This is a genomic window from Sphingobacterium griseoflavum, assembly GCF_014653155.1.
Taxonomy (GTDB): domain Bacteria; phylum Bacteroidota; class Bacteroidia; order Sphingobacteriales; family Sphingobacteriaceae; genus Sphingobacterium; species Sphingobacterium griseoflavum.
On sequence record NZ_BNAF01000005.1, the window covers coordinates 81,687 to 104,697 of the forward strand.

A 23,011-nucleotide genomic window follows, 5' to 3' on the forward strand; every position below is an offset into this window, starting at 1 on the left:
TTCGAATAGATTGAATTGTATAGATAAAAACAAATAATATGAAATCTTTACCTTATTTACTCCTCGTTTTTGTAGCGTTTTTAGTAGGCGGTCAAACCGCAGCAGCGCACGCCATATGGTTGGAAAGTGCCCCGAATGCCGGCAAAGGGCAGTCTCATGAGATTCGTGTATACTATGGCGAGTATGCAACCGCCGAACTGGAAAAGACCACTGATTGGTATTCAGATTTGCGTTCTTTGAAACTATTTGTGATCAAGCCCGACCAAACGCAGATGGAGCTAAGCTTGGAAGATAAAGACGATCATTTTATAGCCTCTTTCACACCAGAAGAAGATGGTACCTATCTCGTCTATACGACGCATCCCACCAAAGATCTAGGCGGCAAAACACGTTACGAATTTACCTCGCAACTTGCTGTTCAGGTTGGTAAATCCGCTGGGGCTGCACAAAGTAAATTAGCTTACCAACTAGCCGTGGATACGAAAGTTTTTAAAAAAGGTGATAAGGTTGCCATTCGCCTAACCAAGGAAGGTCAAGGGTTAGCTGGCCAGGACGTTCTTTTAATGTCCGAATCAGGCTGGTCAAAAACCTACAAAACCGATGCGCAAGGCATCGCGACTGTTGATGTCCTATGGGCAGGCAAATATGTTGCGGAGTTTGGGCATAGCGAGGAAGCAACAGGCACGTGGCACGGAGCCCCCTACAGCGCAACTTGGCAGGGAATAACGACCAGTTTTTACGTTAAGTAACCACATTTTGCAGTTAGCAAGTTGTTTACTTGCCTAAGATCGACAACCAACGGCAGCTGTCTGCAAGGACGCTGCTACTAAATTTACAAACGTTGTAATTGCTATGTTTTCGTTTATTTTATTGATCTTGTTTTTGGGATTTACTTGTTTGATGAATACGTCGAAGCGCATCAGCTGGCCCGGAAAACACCCTTTTTTGCTGAAGTGGAGTGTACGTCAGAGACAAAGCCGGTTCGCGTCTGCTTCTTTATTTATGCTAGCGCTGCTTTTTAATACCTACCTATTGGGCTTAGGAGCAGGGATCTTCGCAGCCGTTGTGATGCTCATGGCTGTCGGAGGTTTGTGTGTGTTGTTCTTCCCATTCCGCTATATAGGAATCCGTGGCTTTGCAACGCTGTTTATGCTCTTTTTTGTGTTGGAAATGATATGCTGATTTTATGCCTGCCAATAAAAAATACTTAACGAAATCCCCGTGGTTGCGACTTTGCAAGATACTAGCGGGAACCGTCGGTGGTTATGCCGTCATGCTAAGCTTCCACCTAGCACTCAGCAGCTTCTTACCGAAGGGCGAAGTGGTGGCTACAGCCATCATACTTGGATATATCATGTGGTCTTTCCTGCTGCTATGGGCATTTGTCGAAAAGAATGTATGGCGTGTATGGCTAACCTACGTGCTGTTAACAGTTATCTTTTTATTACCTTATTTGCTGACCTCCTCCTTTCATTATGGATCATAGAAAGTACAATATCTATTTTCACACACATACCATTAGCGGGATTATCATTGCATCCTTGCTGTACGTCATATTTTTCGCCGGTTCGTTTTCATTTTTTAAAGATAATATTACCGCTTGGCAACACGGAAAGTCTATGGTGGCGGATACCGTTCAGACGGATTACAACTACCTTTTGGATTCGCTATCCAGACAATACAACCTCGTTGGTAGAAATATTGATCTTTATTATCTAAAGCAAGGCCAGGGCGCTTATGTAAATATGAGTGTTTCGGCAGATACGACTGTCAGCAAACCTATAGCTGCGCAAACAGGTAAAGGAAAGGGCAAGCGCCGACGAGGAGCGTCGGCAGAGGATTCTGCCTATTTTCTATATTATTTTGCGGATAAAAGGCCAACTACCTATTCGGAAGGGTACGACATGGGTGAATTTTTGTATCGTTTGCACTTTTTGGCGCAGCTCAATCAATTACCCATAAAAATCGGTACACCCTTTGGCTACCTGCTTGCAGGCATTGTTTCATTCTTATTTCTTTTTGCATTGATAACGGGTGTCTTTCTGCATTGGGAAAAGGTCAAGACAAATTTTTTCGTATTTCGCCCATTTAGTAAATGGAAGACGGTTTGGACGGATATGCACACCGCACTAGGTGTTATTGGCTTTCCCTTCCAGTTTGTATTCGCCGTTACAGGGATTATCCTGATCGTTAATTTTGTACTCATTACTCCATTTAGCAAATTGCTTTACGACGGAAATGAGGAAGCTGTTTACGAAGAGCTTTTATATAACAAGAATATACAGGTGGACTATCGCTACAGCCCGCTTGGCGAAAAATTCGATTTGAATGCATTTGTTTCCAAATGGGAATCCGAATGGAATGATGCGCGCGTAACGCGCCTTTACATCCGAAATTTCCAAGATCAGAGTATGCAGGTAGGCATTGAATTTAAGCCTGTTTCCCAGGTAGCATTTGCCGGATCGGGATATGCCTTGCAGGAAATAGCTACGGGAAAAGTCTTAGCGTATAAATCCCCTACCAAGGACGGGACATATATTGATATGGTCAAGAGTCTGATCTATCATTTACATTTCGGCGATTTTGGGGGAAAACCGATGCAAATTATATTCTTTTTGCTTGGGTTGATGGGCTGCCTCGTCATCATTTCCGGAATCGTCATTTGGCTAGTTGCAAGAGATAAGAACAACGTGCCCGCCTACAAACGCAAATTTAATTTTTGGGCATCGAATTTTTTCTTAGCGGGCTGCTTGAGTATGTTGCCTGTAACGGCATTTACCTTTGTTATGCTGAAGCTGTTGCCCGTCATTAACCAATCAGTGATCTACAATGTCTTTTTCTATAGCTGGTTAATATTGGGGATTTATTTGATGATTCTGCGTAATCTGGCCCGCATGAATAGGCATGTGCTGATTCTTTCTGTACTCACTTGCTTTGCGGTACCCATTGCCAATGGTATGACGACGAAGCTTTGGTTTTGGACCAGCTGGCAATTGGGCGCTACAGATATTTTCTTTGTTGATGTGCTCTTTACTGTGCTGGCTATCGGCTGCCTTTACGCTTTTATCAGGGTGCGTAAACAAGCAAAGCCTTTCCAGCTTTTAGCCAAAACATAATACCGCATAGTTGCAACCTGCGGGAGAACAAAATCGCATCGGTTCCAAAGAGTACCCATGCGATTTTCGTTTTCAAGCACGTGCTTATTTAAGCATTTTCTGTAACGTGGCAGGCTGATGTAAACGTTTTTCGTTTCACGTGGTTCTTTATATAAAAGGATAATTTATATGGAGCAGATAACAGTGACAACTGAGCGCGGTGTGGAAACGACAACAACGATGAAGAATGGCGACGTACTGATCGAGATCGCCCAGATTCCGAATGATGATACGGGCATTCCGCAAGCGACGGCATTTTACATAAACAATGAGCTTGTTGATCGGCATGTATTTCAACAACGATTAAAACAAGTGTAGTAAATTAGTTGAAGTTGGCTTTTTTCTATTTAGGCTCTGCAGGCATTGCTATTTAATGCTGTAAAAAATGTGGGTAACGCATCTTCCAACGTAACAAAATAAGCAAATTAATGTCTACTTTAGTGCATTAAAATTTAAATATGGCATCAGGAATTTTTGCAATCTTCGACGATATAGCCGCGTTGATGGACGATGTGGCAGTTGCAAGTAAAATTGCTACGCGGAAGACGGCAGGTATATTGGGAGATGATCTGGCAGTGAACGCTGAGAAAGCGACGGGTTTTCTTTCGTCTCGCGAGCTTCCGGTCTTATGGGCAATCACAAAAGGATCGTTGCTCAATAAGGTGATCATTGTGCCCATCGCTTTGCTGCTGCAGGTCTTTTTTCCGATCGCTATAACGGTTGTTCTTATCCTAGGCGGTTTTTATTTGGCTTACGAAGGTGTAGAGAAAATTGTGCACTACCTTTTCCACCCGGCAAAGACTGGGGAAGAGGTGATCGCGAAGAGGGAGGACAATGCGGAAGAAGTGGAACGTGCCAAAATCAAGTCGGCTGTAACCACAGATTTTATCCTTTCGGTAGAGATCGTCATTATCGCCTTAGGTACCGTTTTGGAACGCAGTCTGACCGTTCAGATATTAACCGTTTCGGTGGTCGCGCTTTTGGCCACAGTAGGTGTTTATGGCATTGTCGCGCTGATAGTCCGGATGGATGACGCCGGCTATGCCCTAATCAAAAAATCTGATAATAAAGGGCTTTTGTCGAAATTGGGAGCATTCTTGGTTAAAGCTTTGCCCGTTGTCATTAAATCATTGGCCTTCATTGGAACCGTTGCGCTAATTTTGGTTTCTGGCGGTATCTTTGTTCATAATATCGACTACCTGCACCACTTGCTTCCTGCATTGCCCGCTATGCTAAAAGAAGCACTTGTAGGCTTGGTTGCTGGCTTTCTTGTCGTTGCGGTTGTTACGCTGTTTCAGAAAATGTTCAAAGACCGAACAAGTCGCTAAATAACAACGCCTTAAGGGAGGGATACAATGTTGGCCATGTGGGTGCTATCGTCCATGGGGTAGATGAATCTTTACGCCTCATTTTGTGTTGCGCAGGTATCGGTGTTAACGTCTTGTTCACATTGGTTTTTTATTTTTGATTTTATGAAGGATAATAAAGTGAGTACCGCGGTCGTATTGAAAGAAGTGGTGGACGATTCGCATAACTTTAAAGCACTGCCTAAGCCTAGTGGCGCTTATCCATACCGTTTGCAGCTGGAAGCGGTGGTTGGCGATAAGGTGACGGCTTTACGTGATAAAATGTCTTTTCACATGCTTGGTGATACCGGTAGCCCGCGATTTTCAGCGTTTCAGGCTATTGTGGCGCAGGTGCTGAATGAGCAGAGCAATCGTGAAGTCTATGCAGCCGATACGCCAGCCTTCCTTTATCATCTGGGCGATATCGTTTACAACCATGGTGAAGCCGAGGGTTATCCCCAACAATTTTTGGAGCCCTACGAGCGATACGAGGCACCGATCTTTGCCATTGCCGGAAACCATGACGGAGACATCAATCCGGCTAGCAGGACGCCGTACGATAGCTTGCAGGCTTTCATGGACGTTTTTTGCGGTACCGCACGCCGTGCGATCCACTTCGGCGGTGACAGTCAGCGAAAGAGTATGATTCAGCCGAATGTGTATTGGACGCTCGAAGCACCTTTACTCCGTATCATCGGCCTGTATCCCAACGTGCTCAAACACGGCGCTATCGACAAGGAGCAACGTGCCTGGTTTATCGAGGAACTGCGGCACGCATATGCTAATCGGGAGCAGCAGGTTATTATGCTGTGTATACACCATGCGCCGTACTCGGCGGATACCAATCATGGTTCCAGTGAAAAGATGATTTCTTTTCTTGAGGACGCATTTTTGGAATCCGGTGTGCTTCCTGACATCGTTTTCAGCGGGCATGTGCACAATTATCAGCGCTTTACCCGTACTTATGTGAATGGGCAAAGGGTGCCTTACATTGTAGCTGGTGCTGGTGGATATGTTGATCTACATCAGGTTGCTTCCTTGGCAGAAAGGCGAGTTCGGGCGCTAAAGGTGTCTGACGGCTCAATCGAGCTCAATGCTTTTTGCGAAGATCGCTATGGATTTTTGAAGATCACCTTAGAGCGTACAGCTACCGGATTTGTTATTGACGGCGGATACTATGTGTTGCATGCAGATGCCGAAAAAGCAAAAAATAGCCGAGCTACATTATTCGAAAGGTTCACGGTGCCCATTCACCGTACGTCTCCGATATAGTACGATGACGATTATTCTCAAAAATGTTTATCGTTTTGAGGAAGTGATTAAGTCGCTTGCGGTAAATTTCAGCGGTTAATCAAAAGATTTAGGGTTTTAGCATGGGCTGTAGGATTGTCCAGACATTTTCCGCAACAATGACTTGACCTGCTTTTGTGGGATGTATGCCATCAGCTTGGTTGAGGGTTTGCACACCAGCCACGTCTTCCAGTAAAAAGGGAATTAATTCCATCTGTTGCTCTTTCGCAAGTTTAGGGTAAATTGCTTTAAATTCTTCGAAATATTCTTCGCCAACATTTGGCGGAACCAACATGCCGGCAAGCACGAATGCGCAGTCCGGATACTTCTTTTTCACCTTCTGAACAATTTGATGAAGATTTTTATAGGTGCTTTTCGGATCAATACCGCGCAGACCATCATTTGCGCCCAGTTCGAGGATAAAGATGTCTACAGGATGCTGTAATAACCAGTCGATTCGCTCGTTTCCTCCCGCACTTGTTTCTCCGCTAAGACCTGCATTGACCACATGATAGGGCAAACCTAGCGCATCAATTTTGGTCTGAATAATTGCCGGGAAAGACTCTTTGGGGTCATCAAGCCCATATCCGGCTGTCAGGCTGTTGCCAAAAAACACGATCGTTTTCGTTTTCGACGGTATCGTGTCTTGCTGCCGCTGCTCGGGCGTTAATGGAGTTTCTTCGGCTGTTGTGCGACTGGAGCGATCGGTATGCCCGCAGGCAATGAAAAAAATGACAACTAAAGGAAGAATGTACCGTGTGTAAAGTGAAATCATATGACTAATTTAAGCAAAAGTAATAGAACAACAAATATGTCAAAAGCAATACTGCGCGTGCGCAACGTTACCAAATCTTACGGCGTTGGAGAGTCTGCCGTAACGGTTTTACGAGATATCGACTTTTCCGTAGCAGAAGGAACATCTCTAGCTATCGTAGGTCCATCTGGCAGCGGAAAGACAACCCTTTTGGGGTTATGTGCTGGTTTAGACCAATCGACATCGGGAGACATCCTGCTGAACGATATTGCGTTGAATGGCCTACATGAAGACAAACTCGCCGCTGTGCGTAATGCCTATGTGGGTTTCATATTTCAAAACTTCCAACTGCTGCCCACACTCACTGCCTTGGAAAACGTTATGGTTCCTTTGGAACTACGTGGTGTGCGGAACAACAAAAAGACAGCTCTTGAACTTTTAGAGAAGGTTGGTCTTGGCCATCGCTCGTCCCACTACCCCTCACAGCTTTCGGGCGGCGAGCAGCAACGTGTCGCTCTGGCGCGTGCATTTGCCAACCGGCCCAAAATCCTATTTGCGGACGAGCCAACTGGGAATCTTGATGCCGAGACCGGTGAACTTGTTGAACAATTGCTTTTTGATTTGAATAGATCCGCTGGTACTACGTTGATTTTAGTGACCCATGATTTGGAATTGGCGAATAAAACAGATCGTGTTTTATCGCTAAAAGGAGGGGTTATGGTATGAATTGGCAATGGATTTTTTTAATGGCCTGGCGCGACAGCAGGCGCAGCCGCTCTCGATTATTTTTATATGTCACCTCCATTGTGTTGGGTATATCAGCTTTCGTTGCGATGGACACGTTCAAAACCAACCTCAATAGCGATATTGATGCGCAGGCAGCAGGCCTGCTCGGGGCGGATCTGGAACTTTCGTCGCGTACAGCGCCACAAAAGGAAACACGCAATTTCATAGACAGTATTGCTAAACATAGCAGCGCGATGGCAAAAGAAGAGCGTTTTGTTTCGATGTTGCGCTTTGCTAAATCGGGCGAATCTAGATTGATTCAGGTTCGTGGCCTGTCGGCCGGCTATCCCTTTTATGGGGACGTGCAAAGTGAGCCCCAGCATGTTTTGAACGCCCTGAGCGACCGCTCGCAGATCGTATTGGACAACGAGCTGATGTTGCAGTTTCAGGCGGAGATAGGGGATTCCGTGCAACTTGGAAATCAGACGTTCCATATTGCGGGCAAGCTGATGAAGATGGCCGGCCGGACGGGTTTTGCCAGTAGCATGGCACCGTCGGCATTTCTATCCTTGGAAGCGATGCAAGCCACAGGCCTGAAGCAGGCAGGTAGTCGTGTCGACTACTTTTACTATTTTAAGCTACCAAGCTCTTTCCCGATAGCGGATTTTGCACAGCACCATGAAGAGCGGTTGGAAAGGTATCAGCTAAGTTCCGCAACTGTCGCTTCCACCAAAGCAAACACAGGGCGTTCTTTCGCGGATGTAACGCGCTTCATGCAGCTTGTTGGCTTTGCAGCACTCTTGCTTGGCGCGATCGGTATATCGAGTTCGGTTCATGTATATGTACAAGAGAAGATGATGACGGTGGCTACCCTGAGATGTTTGGGAGCATCCGCCAAAAAGACGTTTGCCGTCTTTTTTGTTCAGTTTGCTGTGATCGGAACTTTTGCCGGGACAATAGGCGCTGTCTTGGGTTCGCTGCTACAGTATCTGTTGCCGACGCTACTGCAGGAGTTTGTACCTGTCAACCTTTCGGCAGCGATATCATGGGCTGCGATTGTGCAGGGAATTGTATTAGGCCTCGGCATCGCCATACTTTTTGCAGCGTTGCCATTGACTTCGATACGCAAGGTATCCCCGCTAAATACCTTGCGGGTAGCGAGAGACACGGCTCCCTTGCTAAAAGATCCGCTGCGCTTGGCGATAATTGCACTTATCGTGTTATGCCTAACCTTATTCGCACGTCTGCAATTAGAAGATTGGAAGCAGACCATCTTTTTCGTTATTGGAATAGCATTGACTTTTGGGGCGCTATATGGTACAGCGCGTGGGCTCATGTTTATGGTGAGCCGTTTTTTTCCGCAACAGTGGCCCTATGTCTGGCGACAGGGCCTCGCTAACCTGTTCCGTCCACAGAATCAAACCACCGTCGTTATTTTGGCTACCGGCTTTGGGACGGCGTTGATTGCCACCTTATCGTTCGTGCAGGAGATGTTATTGAAGCGTGTAGAATTGGGAAATGCGCAAGGGCAGGCTAATGTTGTGCTCTTTGATATACAGCCAGCACAAAGAGAAGCTCTAAAATCGTTGATGTTAAATGAAAAAATGCCCGTGATGGAGGAGGTGCCTATTGTCACGTTGCAGATTTTACGTATTAATGGACATGACCTGCCAGCGGTCATAGCAGATTCCACGCTAGGTTACTCGGCTCGTGCTTTCCGTGGCGAAATACGAGCTACCTATCGCGATTCGTTGGCCGATTCGGAGACACTTGTTGGTGGCGAATGGGTAGGTCAGGTGCAACCGAAGGATACCGCGCAGGTATCATTGGAAGAGGGGTACGCGGAACGGATCGGTGTCAAAGTCGGCGATACGCTATTGCTTAACGTACAGGGGCTTCCCATTCCGGCGCAGGTTTCCAGTTTACGACGTGTTGATTGGAACCGTTTTCAGACCAATTTCCGTATGGTACTGGCGAAAGGATCATTGGAACGGGCACCGCAGTTCTTTGTATTGATGACCAAAGCACCAGATGAAGCTGCTTCTGCCAACTTGCAACGAAAGGTCGTTAGGGAATTTCCCAATGTATCGGTCATTGACCTTCATAGCTTGATTGCTACGCTTGGCGAGATCCTCAATCAGATCGGTGCGGTCATTCGGTTTATCGGCTCATTCAGCATCTTGACAGGTATTGTCGTGCTCTTCGCTTCGCTGATGATCAGCAAGTATCAGCGACTTAACGAGTATGTATTGCTTCGCACAATAGGAGCCAGCAAACGGCAGATCGGACAAATCCTACTCGCGGAATACCTATTTCTAGGATTCTTTTCCGCGATTACAGGTCTAGGCATCGCCATCGCTGCTACCAATACCTTGGCTATCTATGTTTTCGAGGCAACATTTATACCTTCTGCCGTTGTGGTTACCGGCTTCCTCTTGGCCGTTGTTGTTGTGTGCGTCGTTATCGGTGTTTTCAATAGCTTGTCTAGCCTGAATAAACCAACCCTCGAAATTTTAAGGGAAAATTAAATAGGGCAAATCTGCACGGTTGTCGTAGCGCCATTATAGAAAGACGCCTTGATTCGGTCAAGAATCAAGGCGTCTACACCGTATCTAGCTACTGTGCTTAGATAACGCGAACGCGAACGGCGTTTACGCCTTTTTTACCGTTTTCAACTTCGAAAGTCACCGCATCGTCTTCTCTCACTTCGTCTACTAAACCCGATACGTGGACAAATATGTCTTGACCGCCATTAGATGGAGTGATGAATCCGAAACCTTTTGTTGTGTTGAAAAATTTGATTTTTCCTTCTTGCATGATAATTATATTTAAATGTATTGAATTTTATTTAACGTAATTTGGCTACTTTGATGGTGTTGCCGGTAAGTTTTTGGATACCATCTAGGTTTTTCCGTTCCTCGGTGCTGCACAGGGATATAGCTCTTCCTGTCTTGCCAGCTCTACCTGTCCGACCAATGCGGTGCACATAGGTTTCCGATACCTCGGGCAGCTCATAATTAATCACATGAGGCAGCTCGTCGATATCTATGCCACGCGCAGCGATGTCTGTAGCGACCAAGATTTGGATTTTACCGTGTTTGAACTCGCTTAAGGCCTTTTGACGCGCACCTTGCGACTTATTACCGTGAATGGCCATGGCATGAAACCCCTGTTTGTTGAGCAGCTTCGCTACACGGTCAGCACCATGCTTTGTGCGCGTGAAAACTAAGGTTTGGTTAGCGGTTTCGTGACGTAAAAGAGAAACCAAAAACTTCGGTTTATCGGTTTTCTCTACATGGTAAACTGATTGTTCGATTAACGCCGCGGTGGAAGATACCGGATTAACATTGATCTCTACGGTGTCGCGAAGAATAGACGTTGCGAATTTGCGAATCGGCGGAGGCATAGTCGCCGAAAAGAACAGCGTTTGCCGCTTCACCGGCAGGAAACTTAATATTTTTTTAATATCATTTACGAATCCCATGTCCAGCATGGTGTCCGCCTCATCCAACACCAATATTTCAATAGACGAAAGTTTCAGCTGATTTTGTCTAGCTAAATCTAAAAGCCGGCCAGGTGTTGCAATGATGATATCTGTGCCTTTGCGCAAGCTGTTTACCTGAGCGTGAGCGGAAACACCGCCAAATATCAACGTTTGTCTGGTTTTTAAATATTTCCCGTAGGCTGCAAAGTTCTCTTCAATCTGCACGGCAAGTTCACGTGTTGGCGTCAACACCAATACTCGCGGGGCACCATGCTGCGCTTTCACTGCTGCGATTTTTTGTATCGCGGGAATGGCGAAGGCCGCCGTTTTTCCCGTGCCTGTTTGGGCACAGCCGATTAGGTCTTTGTCACCCAAAATAACTGGGATGGCCTTCTCTTGGATAGGGGAAGGGGTGTTATAGCCCATCTCGCGTATAGCGTCTAGGATAGGCGGAATAATGTTTAAATCTTGAAATGTCATGATAGGTTCTGCTCCCTTGATATAATTAGACGCTAGTTTTTGCGTCACGGGATCGATCTTTTATAGAGGCTTTAACGATATTGTAAATTTTTATTTCTGCTGAATCAACCAAGCTGTTCATGTTTTTCTTTGTCGGCAGCTGGTAAAGCGAAAACTGAAAAAGAAAAGGATAAACTAACCAAATCAGAAGTAGCAGAGGCAGTAGCCTTGGATAAGCAACAAAGGTACAGTAAATTTTTGTAAACCAAAGTATTTATTTTTTTTATTCGGTAAAAGGTGCTTAACAGTAAATTGTCAAACGAAGTGTACATTTTTTTGTGCTCGGCCTTCTTCTTCAACCGTTTGACGATTTTGAGAGAGGACGTGATACCGTGAAACGAGCTTTTAATCAATTGACATACAATTTGTTTAAGTGATAATTTGCTGAGCGTGATTTCTTTCGGGCAATGTCGATGCCTTTGCAGAACAGCAAATGCCTATTTTATTTTGTACATTTACCAAAATTGGAAACCCATACGTATCCAGTTAGTCATATGAAGGAAAATTATACCATATTTTTAGACCGCTTTTCGAAGCGATTGCATAGCCTCTTCCATAGTGATTCAAATATCAATGAGCTCAGTATTAACCGTGGTCTTCCACCAGAAATTTGGGAAGGTATTATGGAGCTTAAACCCCTTAGCGTAGCTATACCATCAGAGTATGGAGGACGGGGAACCGATGTAAAGGAATGTTTGGGAATCTTAGCGGCGGCTTCATACGAATCTCTGCCCTTATCATTAACGTTTGGCATCAACATCGCTCTTTTCTTGGAACCCTTTGCCAAATATGGACAGGATCCGATGAAGGAGTACGTGTTTAACCGCTTTTTGGAAGGACAAGCCATGGGTGGATTGATGATTACGGAACCAGATTTTGGCAGCGATGCGTTGAATATGCGTACGTTTTATACACAAGAGGCTACATCTTATCGATTGAAAGGAACCAAACACTGGCAGGGGCTTACGGGGATGGCCGAGTTTTGGCTGGTTGCGGCACGAAAACAATTGGCTGATGGCGAGCTAGCGCGCGACATTGATTTTTTTGTAACGGACAACAATAAGGCTGAGCAACGGATCCATGTGGAGCACTATTTCAACAACTTGGGCTTGTACATGATCCCGTACGGATTGAATACTATCGATGTTACCGTTCCTGTCGAGCAAAAGTTGATGCAGCACAGTACGGGCATAAAAATGATGTTGGACATCTTGCATCGCAGTAGGCTTCAGTTTCCAGGCATGGGAATGGGATTTATTAAAAGGATGTTGGATGAAGCGCTGTCGCATTGTATCAATCGTAAGGTTGGTGCGCAGAAATTATTGGAGTTGGACGCTGTTCAGTATCAACTGTCTCGTATTCAGTCTTCCTATTCGCTTTGTTCAGGCATGTGTGCGCGAAGTACATCGATTAGCGGCATAGCGAACGATTTAGCAACAAAGGGTTTAGAAGCTAATTCGATGAAAGCACTTGTAACGGATTTGATGCAGGAAGCGGCGCAAATTTGCGTCCAGCTATCTGGATCGAGTGGATACAAAATAGATCATGTGGCCGGACGCGGCATAGTCGATAGCCGGCCCTTTCAAATTTTTGAAGGTTCCAACGAAATGCTCTATACGCAAATAGCAGAAATTATCCTCAAGCAGATGCGGAAAGAAAAGCAATCGAATTTGGGGACTTATATACTATCATTGGAACAGACGAAATTAGTAGGCGATCGATTTGCTAAACTCCTTAACTTTACCGTGCCCGAGGGATTAGTCCAACGGCAGTTGATTGTTTTGGGCAGAGTTATTGCCCGCCTGATAACGTTGCAGTATGTGTTTGAGATGGTTGCTAAAGGTTTCCGCACTGATTTGTACGAGAACAGCTTTAAGCATATGGAGACCGATATCCGTAAATTGCTTTCTGATTTTTCAAACGTAAACAACGCGGCGCCTATTATCGAATATCGAGAAGCATCTGATTGGATGGATTTTATTTAATAGCAAACATCCCAACATGTGTAACGACATGTTGGGATGTGTTTTTAAATGTATTGTTTGTTTTGTCGTCCTGCGCTCTATAGCTCGTTATGCGCTAGCACGATACCGGAGAAACCGGCCACTTGTATCTCCTCCTGTACAAATTCATCTGTTTTACCAGACCCGCCCCACTTTTCATCATCGCTATTGAAAAGCATGGTATATTTACCGCCGTTTATTTTGATGGCGTTTGCCGAAGCTGAAAAATTCAGTATACAGGAAATCTTTGCCTTTTTATCGACAACGAGTAATGTAATCGTTTCAGCATCTTCATCGACTTCAACAGTCAGGTTTGCGCGGTTCCATCCGTATGATGAGAGCAGTGTTTTGCGAAGGACTAACAACGCCCTGTAATATTGGAAAAACTGCTGGCCCGCTTCTGTTTCTATCGCTTTCCAATCCAGTACGGAGGCGTCGAAAGTCGATACCGCTTGCGGATCAGGCGGATCGCCATCCGTGTGAAAATCAGCAAATTCTTGTTTACGACCTTGTCGGACGGCTTCAATCAATGTGTCCTCACCATGGCTAACAAAGTATTGGAATGGTGTTTTACTGCCCCATTCTTCGCCCATAAACAACATCGGCGTAAACGGAGACAACAACACAGCAAAAGCCATCAATCGTTGCACAGCAGGAGGAAAAAGCACGGCGCTACGCTCGCCCAACATACGGTTGCCCACCTGATCGTGGTTTTGTGAAAATACAACAAAACGTTGACCGTCAATTCCTTCAGCACTGCTGCCAAAGAAATTTTTCCGATGAGTCGAAAAATTTCCGTTAAAAACATAGGCACTTTCATAGGCTTTTGCGAGGTCTGCAATGCCATTGAATTCTGCGTAATACCCCTTTTTGGCTTCCCCTACAGCGACACGCAGGGCATGGTGAAATTCGTCCAACCATTGTCCACTCATGGCGAAGCCGTTTTTGTCCAAGGGCTCCAAGTAGCGCCTGTCATTTAAATCACACTCGACAAAAAGGTAGTGAACTTTGCCCGTTCGTTTGTCAATAGCGTTTGTCAATTGGCGAATTTCTTGCAGGATGTGTGTCGCGCTGAAGTCCTTAATGGCGTGCACGGCATCCATCCGCAGGCCATCGATATGAAAGTCTTCAAACCACATCCGGACATTGTCTAGGACGAAGTCGCGAACGCCGTAGCTGTAAGCGTCGTCGAAATTTACGGCTTTCCCCCAGGGCGTGCTGTATTTATCGGTGAGATATGGGCCAAACTTTGGAAGGTAATTGCCTTCTGGTCCAAAGTGATTATAGACTACATCAAGAATAACTGCTATCCCTACGGCATGGCAGGCATCGACGAGCGCCTGTAGGCCCTTGGCACCGCCATAACTATGTTGGACAGCAAACAGGAAAACCCCATCGTACCCCCAGTTTCTCTCGCCCGGAAATTGTGCAATGGGCATAATTTCAATGGTGTTGATACCGAGGTCCAACAAATGCGGCAAGCGCGCAATAACGCCTTGAAAATCGTGACTTTCGGAAAACGTTCCCACATGCAATTCATAGATCAAAAGATCTTTTCGGGCGGGAGGAACAAACTCATGGTCTGTCCAATCATAGTGCAGGTCTACCGCTGCCGATGGGCCGTGCACACCTTCTGGCTGTGACTTGGATGCTGGATCCGGCAAGGCTTGACCATCGATCAACAAGTGATAGGTGTCACCGTCTTGCAGCAAATCTGTATCCAGCGTCCAATAGCCATATTTACCAAGAGTCAATGGCAATTTACGATCCGTTTTCAGTAGCTCACATTCCACGGTTTTCGCTTTTGGAGCCCATACGTTTAGCTGTGCTGTAGTACGTTGAAGGGATAGTCCAATGTTTTTGCGGGCGCTATACATGTGAAATAATCTTTATCAAGTTAAAAGCATTCATCCAATTAATCAACCATTTTAGACATCAACAACACAATAGATCGCGCGGGAACCAAAACCTCAGTACCTGCGGCATATGCTTCGTGCTCTTCGATAACATCTAGGTTAGTATCGAGCATTTTTACCCAGCTTTTGCTGTATTTCTCGCTAGGCAGCTTGTAGGTAATCGATTCCCAGTAAGCATTGAACATGATGTAAAAGCTGTTGTCGACGATTTTTGTACCATCATCGTTCAATGAACGGATACCTTGACCGTTAAGAAAAACAGCAAGAGAACGTGCGAAATCATGTTGCCAGTGTGCATCCTCCATCTCGCTTCCTTCGGGTAGAAACCACGCGATATCTTCCAAGCCAACACCTTTAATAGGCATGCCCTGAAACCATTTGCGTCTGCAGAAAGAGGGGTGGGCTTGGCGGAAGGCAATCAGTTGTTTGGTAAAGCTCAGCAAGCTGTCGTCCTTTGTCGCCCAATCGAGCCAAGAGATCTCATTATCCTGGCAATAGGCATTGTTGTTTCCCTGTTGCGTTCGGCCGTATTCATCACCCGCCACGATCATAGGTACACCCTGCGACAAGAAAAGTGTCGCCAAGAGATTTCGTTTTTGTTTCGCGCGTAACGCATTGATTTCTTCGTCATCCGTTGGTCCTTCGGCACCGCAATTCCAGGATCTATTGTGACTTTCGCCGTCATTGTTGTCCTCACCATTTGCTTCGTTATGCTTATCGTTGTACGAAACCAAGTCGTGTAAAGTGAAACCGTCGTGTGCAGTGATGAAATTTATGCTAGCGGTGGGCTTGCGATAATCGTCCAGATAAAGATCGGACGACCCGGTTAACCGTTCAGCAAATTCGCCCAACATGCTGTCCGCACCAATCCAAAAATCGCGTATACAGTCGCGGTACTTACCATTCCATTCGGCCCATCCCGAGGGAAATTTGCCGACTTGATAGCCGCCTTCACCGATATCCCAAGGTTCAGCAATAAGTTTCACTTGCGAGATGACCGGATCTTGGTGGATCACATCAAAAAAGGAGCTTAGCTTATCCACCTCGTGCAACTCGCGTGCGAGCGCAGATGCCAGATCGAAACGGAAGCCGTCGACGTGCATCTCCTGAATCCAATAGCGGAGGCTGTCCATAATAAGGCGCAACACACTTGGTAGCCGAGCATTGAGCGTATTGCCTGTACCGGTATAATCCATGTAGTATCGGGGATCTTCTGCCAATCGGTAGTATGCCGCATTGTCAATGCCGCGGAATGACAAGGTTGGCCCCATTTGGTTGCCTTCTCCTGTATGATTGTATACCACATCAAGAATGACTTCTATGCCGGCTTTATGTAAGGCCTTGACCATGTTTTTAAATTCATGCACTTGTTGCCCTTCTATCCCATTTCCGGCATAACGCACGTCCGGCGCGAAAAATCCTACCGAATTATATCCCCAGTAATTGGTGAGGTTGTTGTCCTTCAAATGACGATCGGTTATAAAATGATGTACCGGCATCAATTCAACGGCTGTAATCCCCAGTTCTTGGAGGTATTTTATGGTGATGGGATGAGCTAGCGCAGAATATGTCCCACGAATTTCTTTTGGGATATCAGGATGCTGCTCCGTAAATCCTTTGACATGCGTTTCGTAAATCACGCTTTTGTGCAATGGGGTACGAAGTGGGCGGTCGCCTTCCCAGTCAAAAGTGTTATCCACGACAACACATTTTGGAATAAAGGGCGCACTATCTACTTCGCTAAAACTAAGGTCTTCATCAGGATGGCCAACCTCATAGCCAAACAGTGCATTATCCCATTCCAATGTGCCGGCGATTGCCTTGGCATAAGGATCAATAAGAAGCTTGTTTGGGTTAAAGCGATGTCCCTGTTGAGGATCGTATGGGCCAAATACGCGGTAGCCATACAATTGTCCAGGACCAATATCAGGTACGTAGACATGCCACACTTGATGCGTACGCTCCTTGATCCTTATCTTAACGGATTCTGTGGGATCTTCGCTTGTATTGAATAAGCATAGGTCTACGCCTTCTGCATTTTCCGCATAAATGGAAAAATTAACGCCCTTGCCGTCATAGGTTGCTCCCAAGGGGTAAGGCGAACCTGCAAATACTGTTGTTTTCATTTTTTTACTAATTTCTTTATAAGGTCATTTGTATGCTATGCTGCCAGCGTTTATAGAACGTGGCCGGATAGAAGAAGCTTGGTGATACATGATGCATGACGACCATCATATCACCATTTATTTCACAAGCTGAACAATCAGATACAGCGCTAAGTTTTCGGAATAACATTTTATTTTAATAAAAGGATATGCACGCAACTTTTTACAGATAAAAAGGTTATACCAACAACATAGTTATTCGGTTTATGATAGCATTGGAGAAATTATTTGTCGAAGGGGCTGAGTTTGGTTTCCTCGTAGAAATCGTGTGGCGGACGGTAATCATGTTTTTATTGATTTTGCTGATTTTGCGTTTGTCAGGACGGCGCGGCGTGCGCCAACTTACGCTTTTCGAAGTCGCCATCATCATCAGTTTAGGTTCGGCTGCTGGTGACCCCATGTTTCAGGAAGATATTCCAGTGCTCTATTCGGTCATTGTTTTCGCATGTGTTATCGTCGTATATAAGCTGGTCACCTGGATAGCCTCTCGCGTAAACTGGGTAGCCGTAGCTATGGAGGGTAAGGCTATGACCATTGTCCAAGACGGCGTTTTTGATGTCAAAAACGAAAATAAGCACGATTTTTCCAAAATGGAGTTTTTTGCAGAGTTACGCAACCAGTCGGTAGAGCATCTCGGACAGGTGAGGGAAGGGATTTTGGAAGTCGATGGTACAATGAGTATTTTATTTTACTCGGATGAGGATACGAAATATGGTTTGCCGCTGTTTCCATCCCGTTATAAAGAGGTGGATGTGCGTGTGCACAACGGACCCTTAGCTTGCATGTATTGCGGCTACGTACAGCATAGAGAAGGCACTGCCCATTTGCGTTGCAGTCGTTGCCAACATGACCAATGGGCCGTTGCCATCAACACAAAACGAAGCACTTAGCGTGTTATCTCCGTGTGTTAAAGCCTATCGTACGCCGTTGTGTAGTCTTTTAACCTATCCTGTACCTTTTTATTCAATGCTTCAGGCAGCATCTGCCAACACCAATTTCCGGCTGTGCTGGATGGGGTATTCATCCTGTGCTTTTCGTCCAAAGAGAGGATGTCTTGCATGGGGATGACGGCGATGTCGGCGACCGACGCATAGGCGGCTTTGATCAGAAAATCAGCTACATTCTTCGCGTAGATGGCCGAGGATAGGTAAGATTGAAGTCGTTTGCGCCCCGCTTCCTGTAGATCATTTTTAAACCAACCTACCGTTGTATTGTTATCATGCGTACCGGTGTAGACGACGAAATTTTGACTATGGTGGTGGGGGACATGCACCGACTGCGGCATATCTTCTCCAAAAGCGAATTGCAAAACCTTCATTCCGGGCAGCTGATATCGGTCTCTTAAGGCATATACAGCGTCGTCAATGTCTCCAAGGTCTTCCGCGATGAAAGGCATGTCCGGAAAGGTCTTTTCTAAGTGTTGAAAAAGCTGTACGCCCGGCGCCTTGATCCATTCTCCATCAACAGCCGTTTCAGCGGGCATCGTGATTTGCCAATAGGCAGCGAAGGCGCGGAAATGATCCAACCGTACCTTATCGTATAGCTTAAGATTCTGTTTGATGCGCATCAACCACCATTTGAAATGATCTTTTTGGTGGTTTTCCCAACGAAATACCGGCATGCCCCATTTTTGCCCATCGGCATTGAAATAATCTGGTGGGACGCCTGCCATACAGGCGATTTTGCCATCTGCTGTTAGCGAAAACAAGGATGGGTTGGCCCAAACGTCGGCGGCATCGTGCCCCACATAGATAGGGATATCGCCAAGTAACGATATATTTAAATGATAACAGTATGCTTTGAGGGCTCGCCATTGCTTGAAAAATATGTATTGTAGCCATTTTTCGTAGCGTATGTCCGTACTATGGTCTGCCATAAAGTTTTGGAGGGATTTGGGATCCCTATTTTTGAAGGCGTCAGGCCATTGGTACCAAGGCGAGTCGTGGTGATGCTTGCGAAGCGCCATGAATAAGGCGTAGTCGTCCAGCCAAGCAGATTCCTGCATACAAAAGTCATCAAAATCTTTGTCCTCTTGGTTTCGAGCATGACCAAAGGCTTGGTAGAGTAGCTCATTTTTAAGGGTTTCAGCCGCTGCGTAGTTGACCCGCTTCTTGGATTTCATTCGTCTTTTTTGTAGATCGCCGTCATCTAGTAAACCTGCTGCGGCCAGCTGTTCCAAACTGATAAGAAGTGGGTTTCCGGCCATTGCACTTAAGGTGCTGTAAGGCGAAAAAAACTGCTCGGTGGATAGAGGGCCAAGGGGCAGTACCTGCCAGTACCGTTGCCCTGCGTTATGCAGTGCATGAGCAAAATCCTGCGCGGGCTTGCCTAGATCTCCTATGCCAAAACTTGCAGGAAGAGAGCTAATGGCCATCAGTATCCCTGCGCGACGTTTCTTTTCAGGCACATCATATTGCAGCACAGCCAAGGGAATATCCGTGAAGACTGCTTTGATAGATACTGCGTTTCCTTCGCCTTTTGTATGCCGCAGGCAGTCGTTCCAGCAAATTTTTCCTTCGGTCGGCAGCAGAACGCGCGTATCGCCCCAATCAAAGTCGTTCAGTTTGCTGTTGTGCAACTTTTTGATACGCGCTAGATGCAACGGAAGTATAACAACGGTCCAGCTATTGCGGTGTCGCCGCGCGAACGCGAGGATATGTTCGCGGTATTTCCCCGCTGTTTTTAAGGGTACATAATTTCCCTTATCGGACAGGCTTTCCGACATTTTGCGGAGGCTTGCTAAGCGGTTGATCAACCAAAGTTTGACTTTCCCATTTTCTCGTTCCTTCCACAGCGTTGTTGCTTGTTCAGCAGGCTGCATCGCATTGATATCTTGCAGAAACTGTGCTCTTTTATCGAAGTCCACGGGTCTGCGGTTGTCGGGGTCGACGAAGCTGAAGTCCCACAAATCTGTTCCTTGATAGACATCTGGTACACCCGGCGACGTAAATTTGAGCACGACCTGACACAAGGAATGAATCATGGCAAAATCACGGAGTTGATGCAAAAGCTTCCGCATGGTTGGTAAAAATGCGTGCTGTTCTTTCAAAAGAAAACGTGCAAAGGTGTGTACCGTTTCCTCATATTGTTCGTTAGGCTGTGCCCAGTCAGAATTTTCCTTTCCTTCTCGAAGGTATTTGGTGAGGTAGTCAGTCAGTCGTTCCGCAAACTGCGGGTCATGCTCATCTTGCATCGGGTACGAGGCAAAAATAGCTTGAAAGATGGCGTATTGGTCATTCGAGGAAGGCATTACGCCTGTAAACTCTTGCGCGATGGTCCGATGCCATTTGTTGACCATCGATGTCCATAACGAGGGGCAAGCAGTTAACACTTGTAAACGGGCTCTGGCGTCTTCCCCGCGTTTGGTGTCGTGGGTTGCGGTGGTATTCAGCGCAGCGGGCCAATGCCGCTGTCGATTGACCATGAACGCATGAAACTGCTCTACACCGATACCAAAGTTAGCAGGATGGTCTCCAACTTCATTTGTTCCTAGAAAACGATTGTAGGTATACATCAGCGTGTCTTCTACACCTTTGGCCATGGCAGGGCCCGTGTATTGCATACAACGTCCGAAAAACTGCGAATAGCGTGCCGAAAAGTCCGGGTCGTCCCCAGATTGAGCGCGTTCACACGCGGCAGCGAAGAGACGTACTTCTAGCGGGTACTGCGGATTCTTCTTCTTTAGCTTTCGGTATACCGTATCTAGCACCTCGAATTCCGGTTTTGGGCATGGGAAAGCTTCGACATAGCTTCGGTATGTTGGAAACAAGACGAGGAACGAGGTTATGACATGCTCCAAATTCTTTACTGATAGCTGGCTTTCTCCATTATCCAGTCTCAGGCGAACGAAAACATCGGCAAGGTGCTTTACCTCGCCCTGCATATATTTCGTTAGTATGGCTGCTTTTTTATCGTATTGTTGTCTTTTCAGGGAGGTCTGTTTGCCGACATACTTCTCATAAAACTTGGTAAATTTCTTTTTGCCGTCTACATCGATCAGGACATTGTTTACCGTGGCAAGAAATTCGTAGCCGGTAGCACCGGCTATTGGCCATTTAGCGGGAAGTTCCTCCGTATGTTCTAAAATCTTTTCGGCAACAATATAGGTGTCTGGCCCTGTCAATTGTCTTAAATCACGCAGATATTGGGTAGGGTTGTAGATACCGTCAATATGGTCTACCCTAAGACCGTCTATCACTTTCTGCTCAAGCAATTGTTTTAGCAGGTGATGGGTATCTTGAAAGACCGTTTCGTTATTGATTTGTAAGCAAATGAGGCCGTTCACGGTGAAAAATCGACGGAAGTTGATGTGGCTATCCGTTTCTTGCCAATGGCAAAGTCGATAATGTTGTTCTTTCAGCAGTTTATGTAGTTCGGTTTTTGAAGCAGTAAGCCGACCTAAAAAATCCTTGAAATCCGGACCCGCTTGGTTTGACGTACTCGGTTTCCTGGAATTTTTTTCCGTTAAAAAATCATCGTGGATTTGTTTGGTAGTCACTGTAGACAAAGGCCATTGCTGATCAAAATACCGAAAGTATAGTTTTTCGCCGTGTTCAACGATACGAATTTCCTGATCATCCAGTACCTGTTGAAGTTTTTTGCCCAAAGTAGGTACCATCAACGGTTCTTGGGTAAACCATTCACCACTTAGGCTGCTGTCGAAGTAATGTCTATAGCGCGACGCTGGGCCATGCTCGAGTACGTCCATCAGCCAACGGTTGCCGGTGTCAAAAGCCATGTGGTTTGGTACAATGTCCTGTAGCCAACCTATTCCACTATCCGTTAATTTCTTCTTGAGGTCAATCAGCTGATCCAAAGTACCTAGTTCTGGGTTGATCACATGCATGTCAATACCATCGTAACCGTGATTACTGGAAGGTACTGCCTGAAGAATTGGAGATGCGTAAATGGTGTCAATGCCAAGTGCCTGAAGATATGGTATGGCTCGCTCTAAATGGTTTAATGTAAAATCGTTGTTTAATTGAAGGCGGTACGTCGCTTTTGGAGCTTTCATGTGATGTTTCTGTAGCGGTGTTTATGTCGGAAATAGAACAAATATCCGTGCTTAAAGTTTTAGCTTCCTGAAAGCGGAAAATAATAAAACGTTTTTTGCCCGGCAGGTGTTATTGTGGTATATGAAGTGGCAAACAAAACGACAATATTACGACAGTTATTTTCGGGTATCATACAACGTTCGAGACATCAATTTTCCGATGGAAATCGATACCTTACTTTGTAAAAACGAAGCGCTGCGGTTAAAGAATCGGGTGATGTACCATGATCATCTCTTAGCGATCGGTGCAGCCAATGTCGATGTTGAAATGCAACAATTCGACTTGGTGTCTCAGCACTTGCTGCTTCTTGATCCGAGATCGATGCAACGAATGGTCGATGAGTTCAAGATCAATATCTTACAGTCTGACATATGGATTGATGACGAAGACTGTATTTTTAAATTGGCAGACGTGCCGGAAGATCAAGTGCTTTTTGAGCTGGACAAAACCTTGACCGCCATCGTGCAGGTCAATGTACTGCCCCAAGAATTGATCGGCTATCGCCAAGTGTGGATCGATTTCAGCCAATGCCAGCAAATACTAAGCGTTCCCGACTTGGATCGCTACCGTAGCCGTTTGGCCTCGTAGAAAGCTAAAGA

18 protein-coding genes are annotated in these 23,011 nt (G+C 45.9%); 12 read left to right on the forward strand and 6 right to left on the reverse strand.

Annotated elements, in window-relative coordinates:
- The first annotated feature begins 38 nt into the window (after positions 1–38).
- The 7 genes from IE165_RS07730 (at position 39) to IE165_RS07760 (ending at position 5,773) form a co-directional block, all read left to right on the forward strand.
- Entirely contained in the window at positions 39–749 is a 711-nt protein-coding gene (locus tag IE165_RS07730) for a DUF4198 domain-containing protein (protein WP_189626038.1), read from the forward strand.
- Positions 750–900: 151 nt separating this feature from the next.
- Complete coding sequence (locus tag IE165_RS07735; RefSeq protein ID WP_189626039.1) at positions 901–1,182, forward strand: hypothetical protein; 282 nt, start codon at positions 901–903, stop codon at positions 1,180–1,182.
- 4 nt (positions 1,183–1,186) lie between these two features.
- Positions 1,187–1,486: a hypothetical protein gene (locus IE165_RS07740; RefSeq protein ID WP_189626040.1), complete on the forward strand. Its 300-nt coding sequence runs from the start codon at positions 1,187–1,189 to the stop codon at positions 1,484–1,486.
- Complete coding sequence (locus tag IE165_RS07745; RefSeq protein ID WP_189626041.1) at positions 1,476–3,116, forward strand: PepSY-associated TM helix domain-containing protein; 1,641 nt, start codon at positions 1,476–1,478, stop codon at positions 3,114–3,116. The genes IE165_RS07740 and IE165_RS07745 overlap by 11 nt, the downstream gene beginning before the upstream one ends.
- Before the next feature lie 168 nt (positions 3,117–3,284).
- On the forward strand, positions 3,285–3,473 hold the full coding sequence (locus IE165_RS07750) for a hypothetical protein (protein WP_189626042.1): 189 nt from the start codon (positions 3,285–3,287) through the stop codon (positions 3,471–3,473).
- Positions 3,474–3,613: 140 nt separating this feature from the next.
- Positions 3,614–4,483, forward strand: coding sequence for a DUF808 domain-containing protein (locus IE165_RS07755; RefSeq protein ID WP_189626043.1), 870 nt, complete (start codon positions 3,614–3,616; stop codon positions 4,481–4,483).
- A gap of 144 nt (positions 4,484–4,627) precedes the next feature.
- Complete coding sequence (locus IE165_RS07760) at positions 4,628–5,773, forward strand: metallophosphoesterase family protein (RefSeq protein WP_189626044.1); 1,146 nt, start codon at positions 4,628–4,630, stop codon at positions 5,771–5,773.
- An 88-nt stretch (positions 5,774–5,861) separates the two neighbouring features.
- On the opposite strand, the gene IE165_RS07765 is transcribed toward IE165_RS07760, so the two are convergent.
- Positions 5,862–6,566, reverse strand: coding sequence for an arylesterase (locus IE165_RS07765; RefSeq protein WP_189626045.1), 705 nt, complete (start codon positions 6,564–6,566; stop codon positions 5,862–5,864).
- A gap of 36 nt (positions 6,567–6,602) precedes the next feature.
- Here IE165_RS07765 and IE165_RS07770 point away from each other — a divergent pair, with 36 nt between their 5' ends.
- Together IE165_RS07770 and IE165_RS07775 are read left to right on the forward strand one after the other, a co-directional pair.
- Positions 6,603–7,271, forward strand: a complete 669-nt coding sequence (locus IE165_RS07770) for an ABC transporter ATP-binding protein (protein ID WP_189626046.1) — start codon at positions 6,603–6,605, stop codon at positions 7,269–7,271.
- A complete protein-coding gene (locus IE165_RS07775) occupies positions 7,268–9,799 on the forward strand; it encodes an ABC transporter permease (RefSeq protein ID WP_189626047.1) in 2,532 nt (843 codons plus the stop codon). Before IE165_RS07770 ends, IE165_RS07775 begins: the two co-directional genes overlap by 4 nt.
- A 97-nt stretch (positions 9,800–9,896) precedes the next feature.
- Here IE165_RS07775 and IE165_RS07780 read toward each other — a convergent pair whose 3' ends face one another.
- Both IE165_RS07780 and IE165_RS07785 read right to left on the reverse strand, forming a co-directional pair.
- Complete coding sequence (locus IE165_RS07780; RefSeq protein ID WP_189626048.1) at positions 9,897–10,088, reverse strand: cold-shock protein; 192 nt, start codon at positions 10,086–10,088, stop codon at positions 9,897–9,899.
- Positions 10,089–10,119: 31 nt separating this feature from the next.
- Positions 10,120–11,283, reverse strand: coding sequence for a DEAD/DEAH box helicase (locus IE165_RS07785; RefSeq protein ID WP_308434292.1), 1,164 nt, complete (start codon positions 11,281–11,283; stop codon positions 10,120–10,122).
- Between the two features lie 485 nt (positions 11,284–11,768).
- On the opposite strand from IE165_RS07785, the gene IE165_RS07790 reads away from it, so the two are divergent.
- Positions 11,769–13,259: an acyl-CoA dehydrogenase family protein gene (locus IE165_RS07790; protein ID WP_189626049.1), complete on the forward strand. Its 1,491-nt coding sequence runs from the start codon at positions 11,769–11,771 to the stop codon at positions 13,257–13,259.
- Between the two features lie 77 nt (positions 13,260–13,336).
- On the opposite strand, the gene treZ is transcribed toward IE165_RS07790, so the two are convergent.
- Together treZ and glgX are read right to left on the reverse strand one after the other, a co-directional pair.
- Positions 13,337–15,154, reverse strand: coding sequence for a malto-oligosyltrehalose trehalohydrolase (gene treZ, locus IE165_RS07795; RefSeq protein ID WP_189626050.1), 1,818 nt, complete (start codon positions 15,152–15,154; stop codon positions 13,337–13,339).
- Between the two features lie 38 nt (positions 15,155–15,192).
- Positions 15,193–17,319: a glycogen debranching protein GlgX gene (gene glgX, locus IE165_RS07800; RefSeq protein ID WP_189626051.1), complete on the reverse strand. Its 2,127-nt coding sequence runs from the start codon at positions 17,317–17,319 to the stop codon at positions 15,193–15,195.
- Between the two features lie 245 nt (positions 17,320–17,564).
- On the opposite strand from glgX, the gene IE165_RS07805 reads away from it, so the two are divergent.
- Positions 17,565–18,248: a DUF421 domain-containing protein gene (locus IE165_RS07805; RefSeq protein WP_189626052.1), complete on the forward strand. Its 684-nt coding sequence runs from the start codon at positions 17,565–17,567 to the stop codon at positions 18,246–18,248.
- Positions 18,249–18,265: 17 nt separating this feature from the next.
- On the opposite strand, the gene treY is transcribed toward IE165_RS07805, so the two are convergent.
- Positions 18,266–22,372, reverse strand: coding sequence for a malto-oligosyltrehalose synthase (treY, locus tag IE165_RS07810; RefSeq protein WP_189626053.1), 4,107 nt, complete (start codon positions 22,370–22,372; stop codon positions 18,266–18,268).
- 121 nt (positions 22,373–22,493) lie between these two features.
- Between treY and IE165_RS07815 the strand changes: the two genes are divergently transcribed.
- Complete coding sequence (locus IE165_RS07815) at positions 22,494–23,000, forward strand: hypothetical protein (protein WP_189626054.1); 507 nt, start codon at positions 22,494–22,496, stop codon at positions 22,998–23,000.
- The last annotated feature ends 11 nt before the right edge of the window (positions 23,001–23,011 follow it).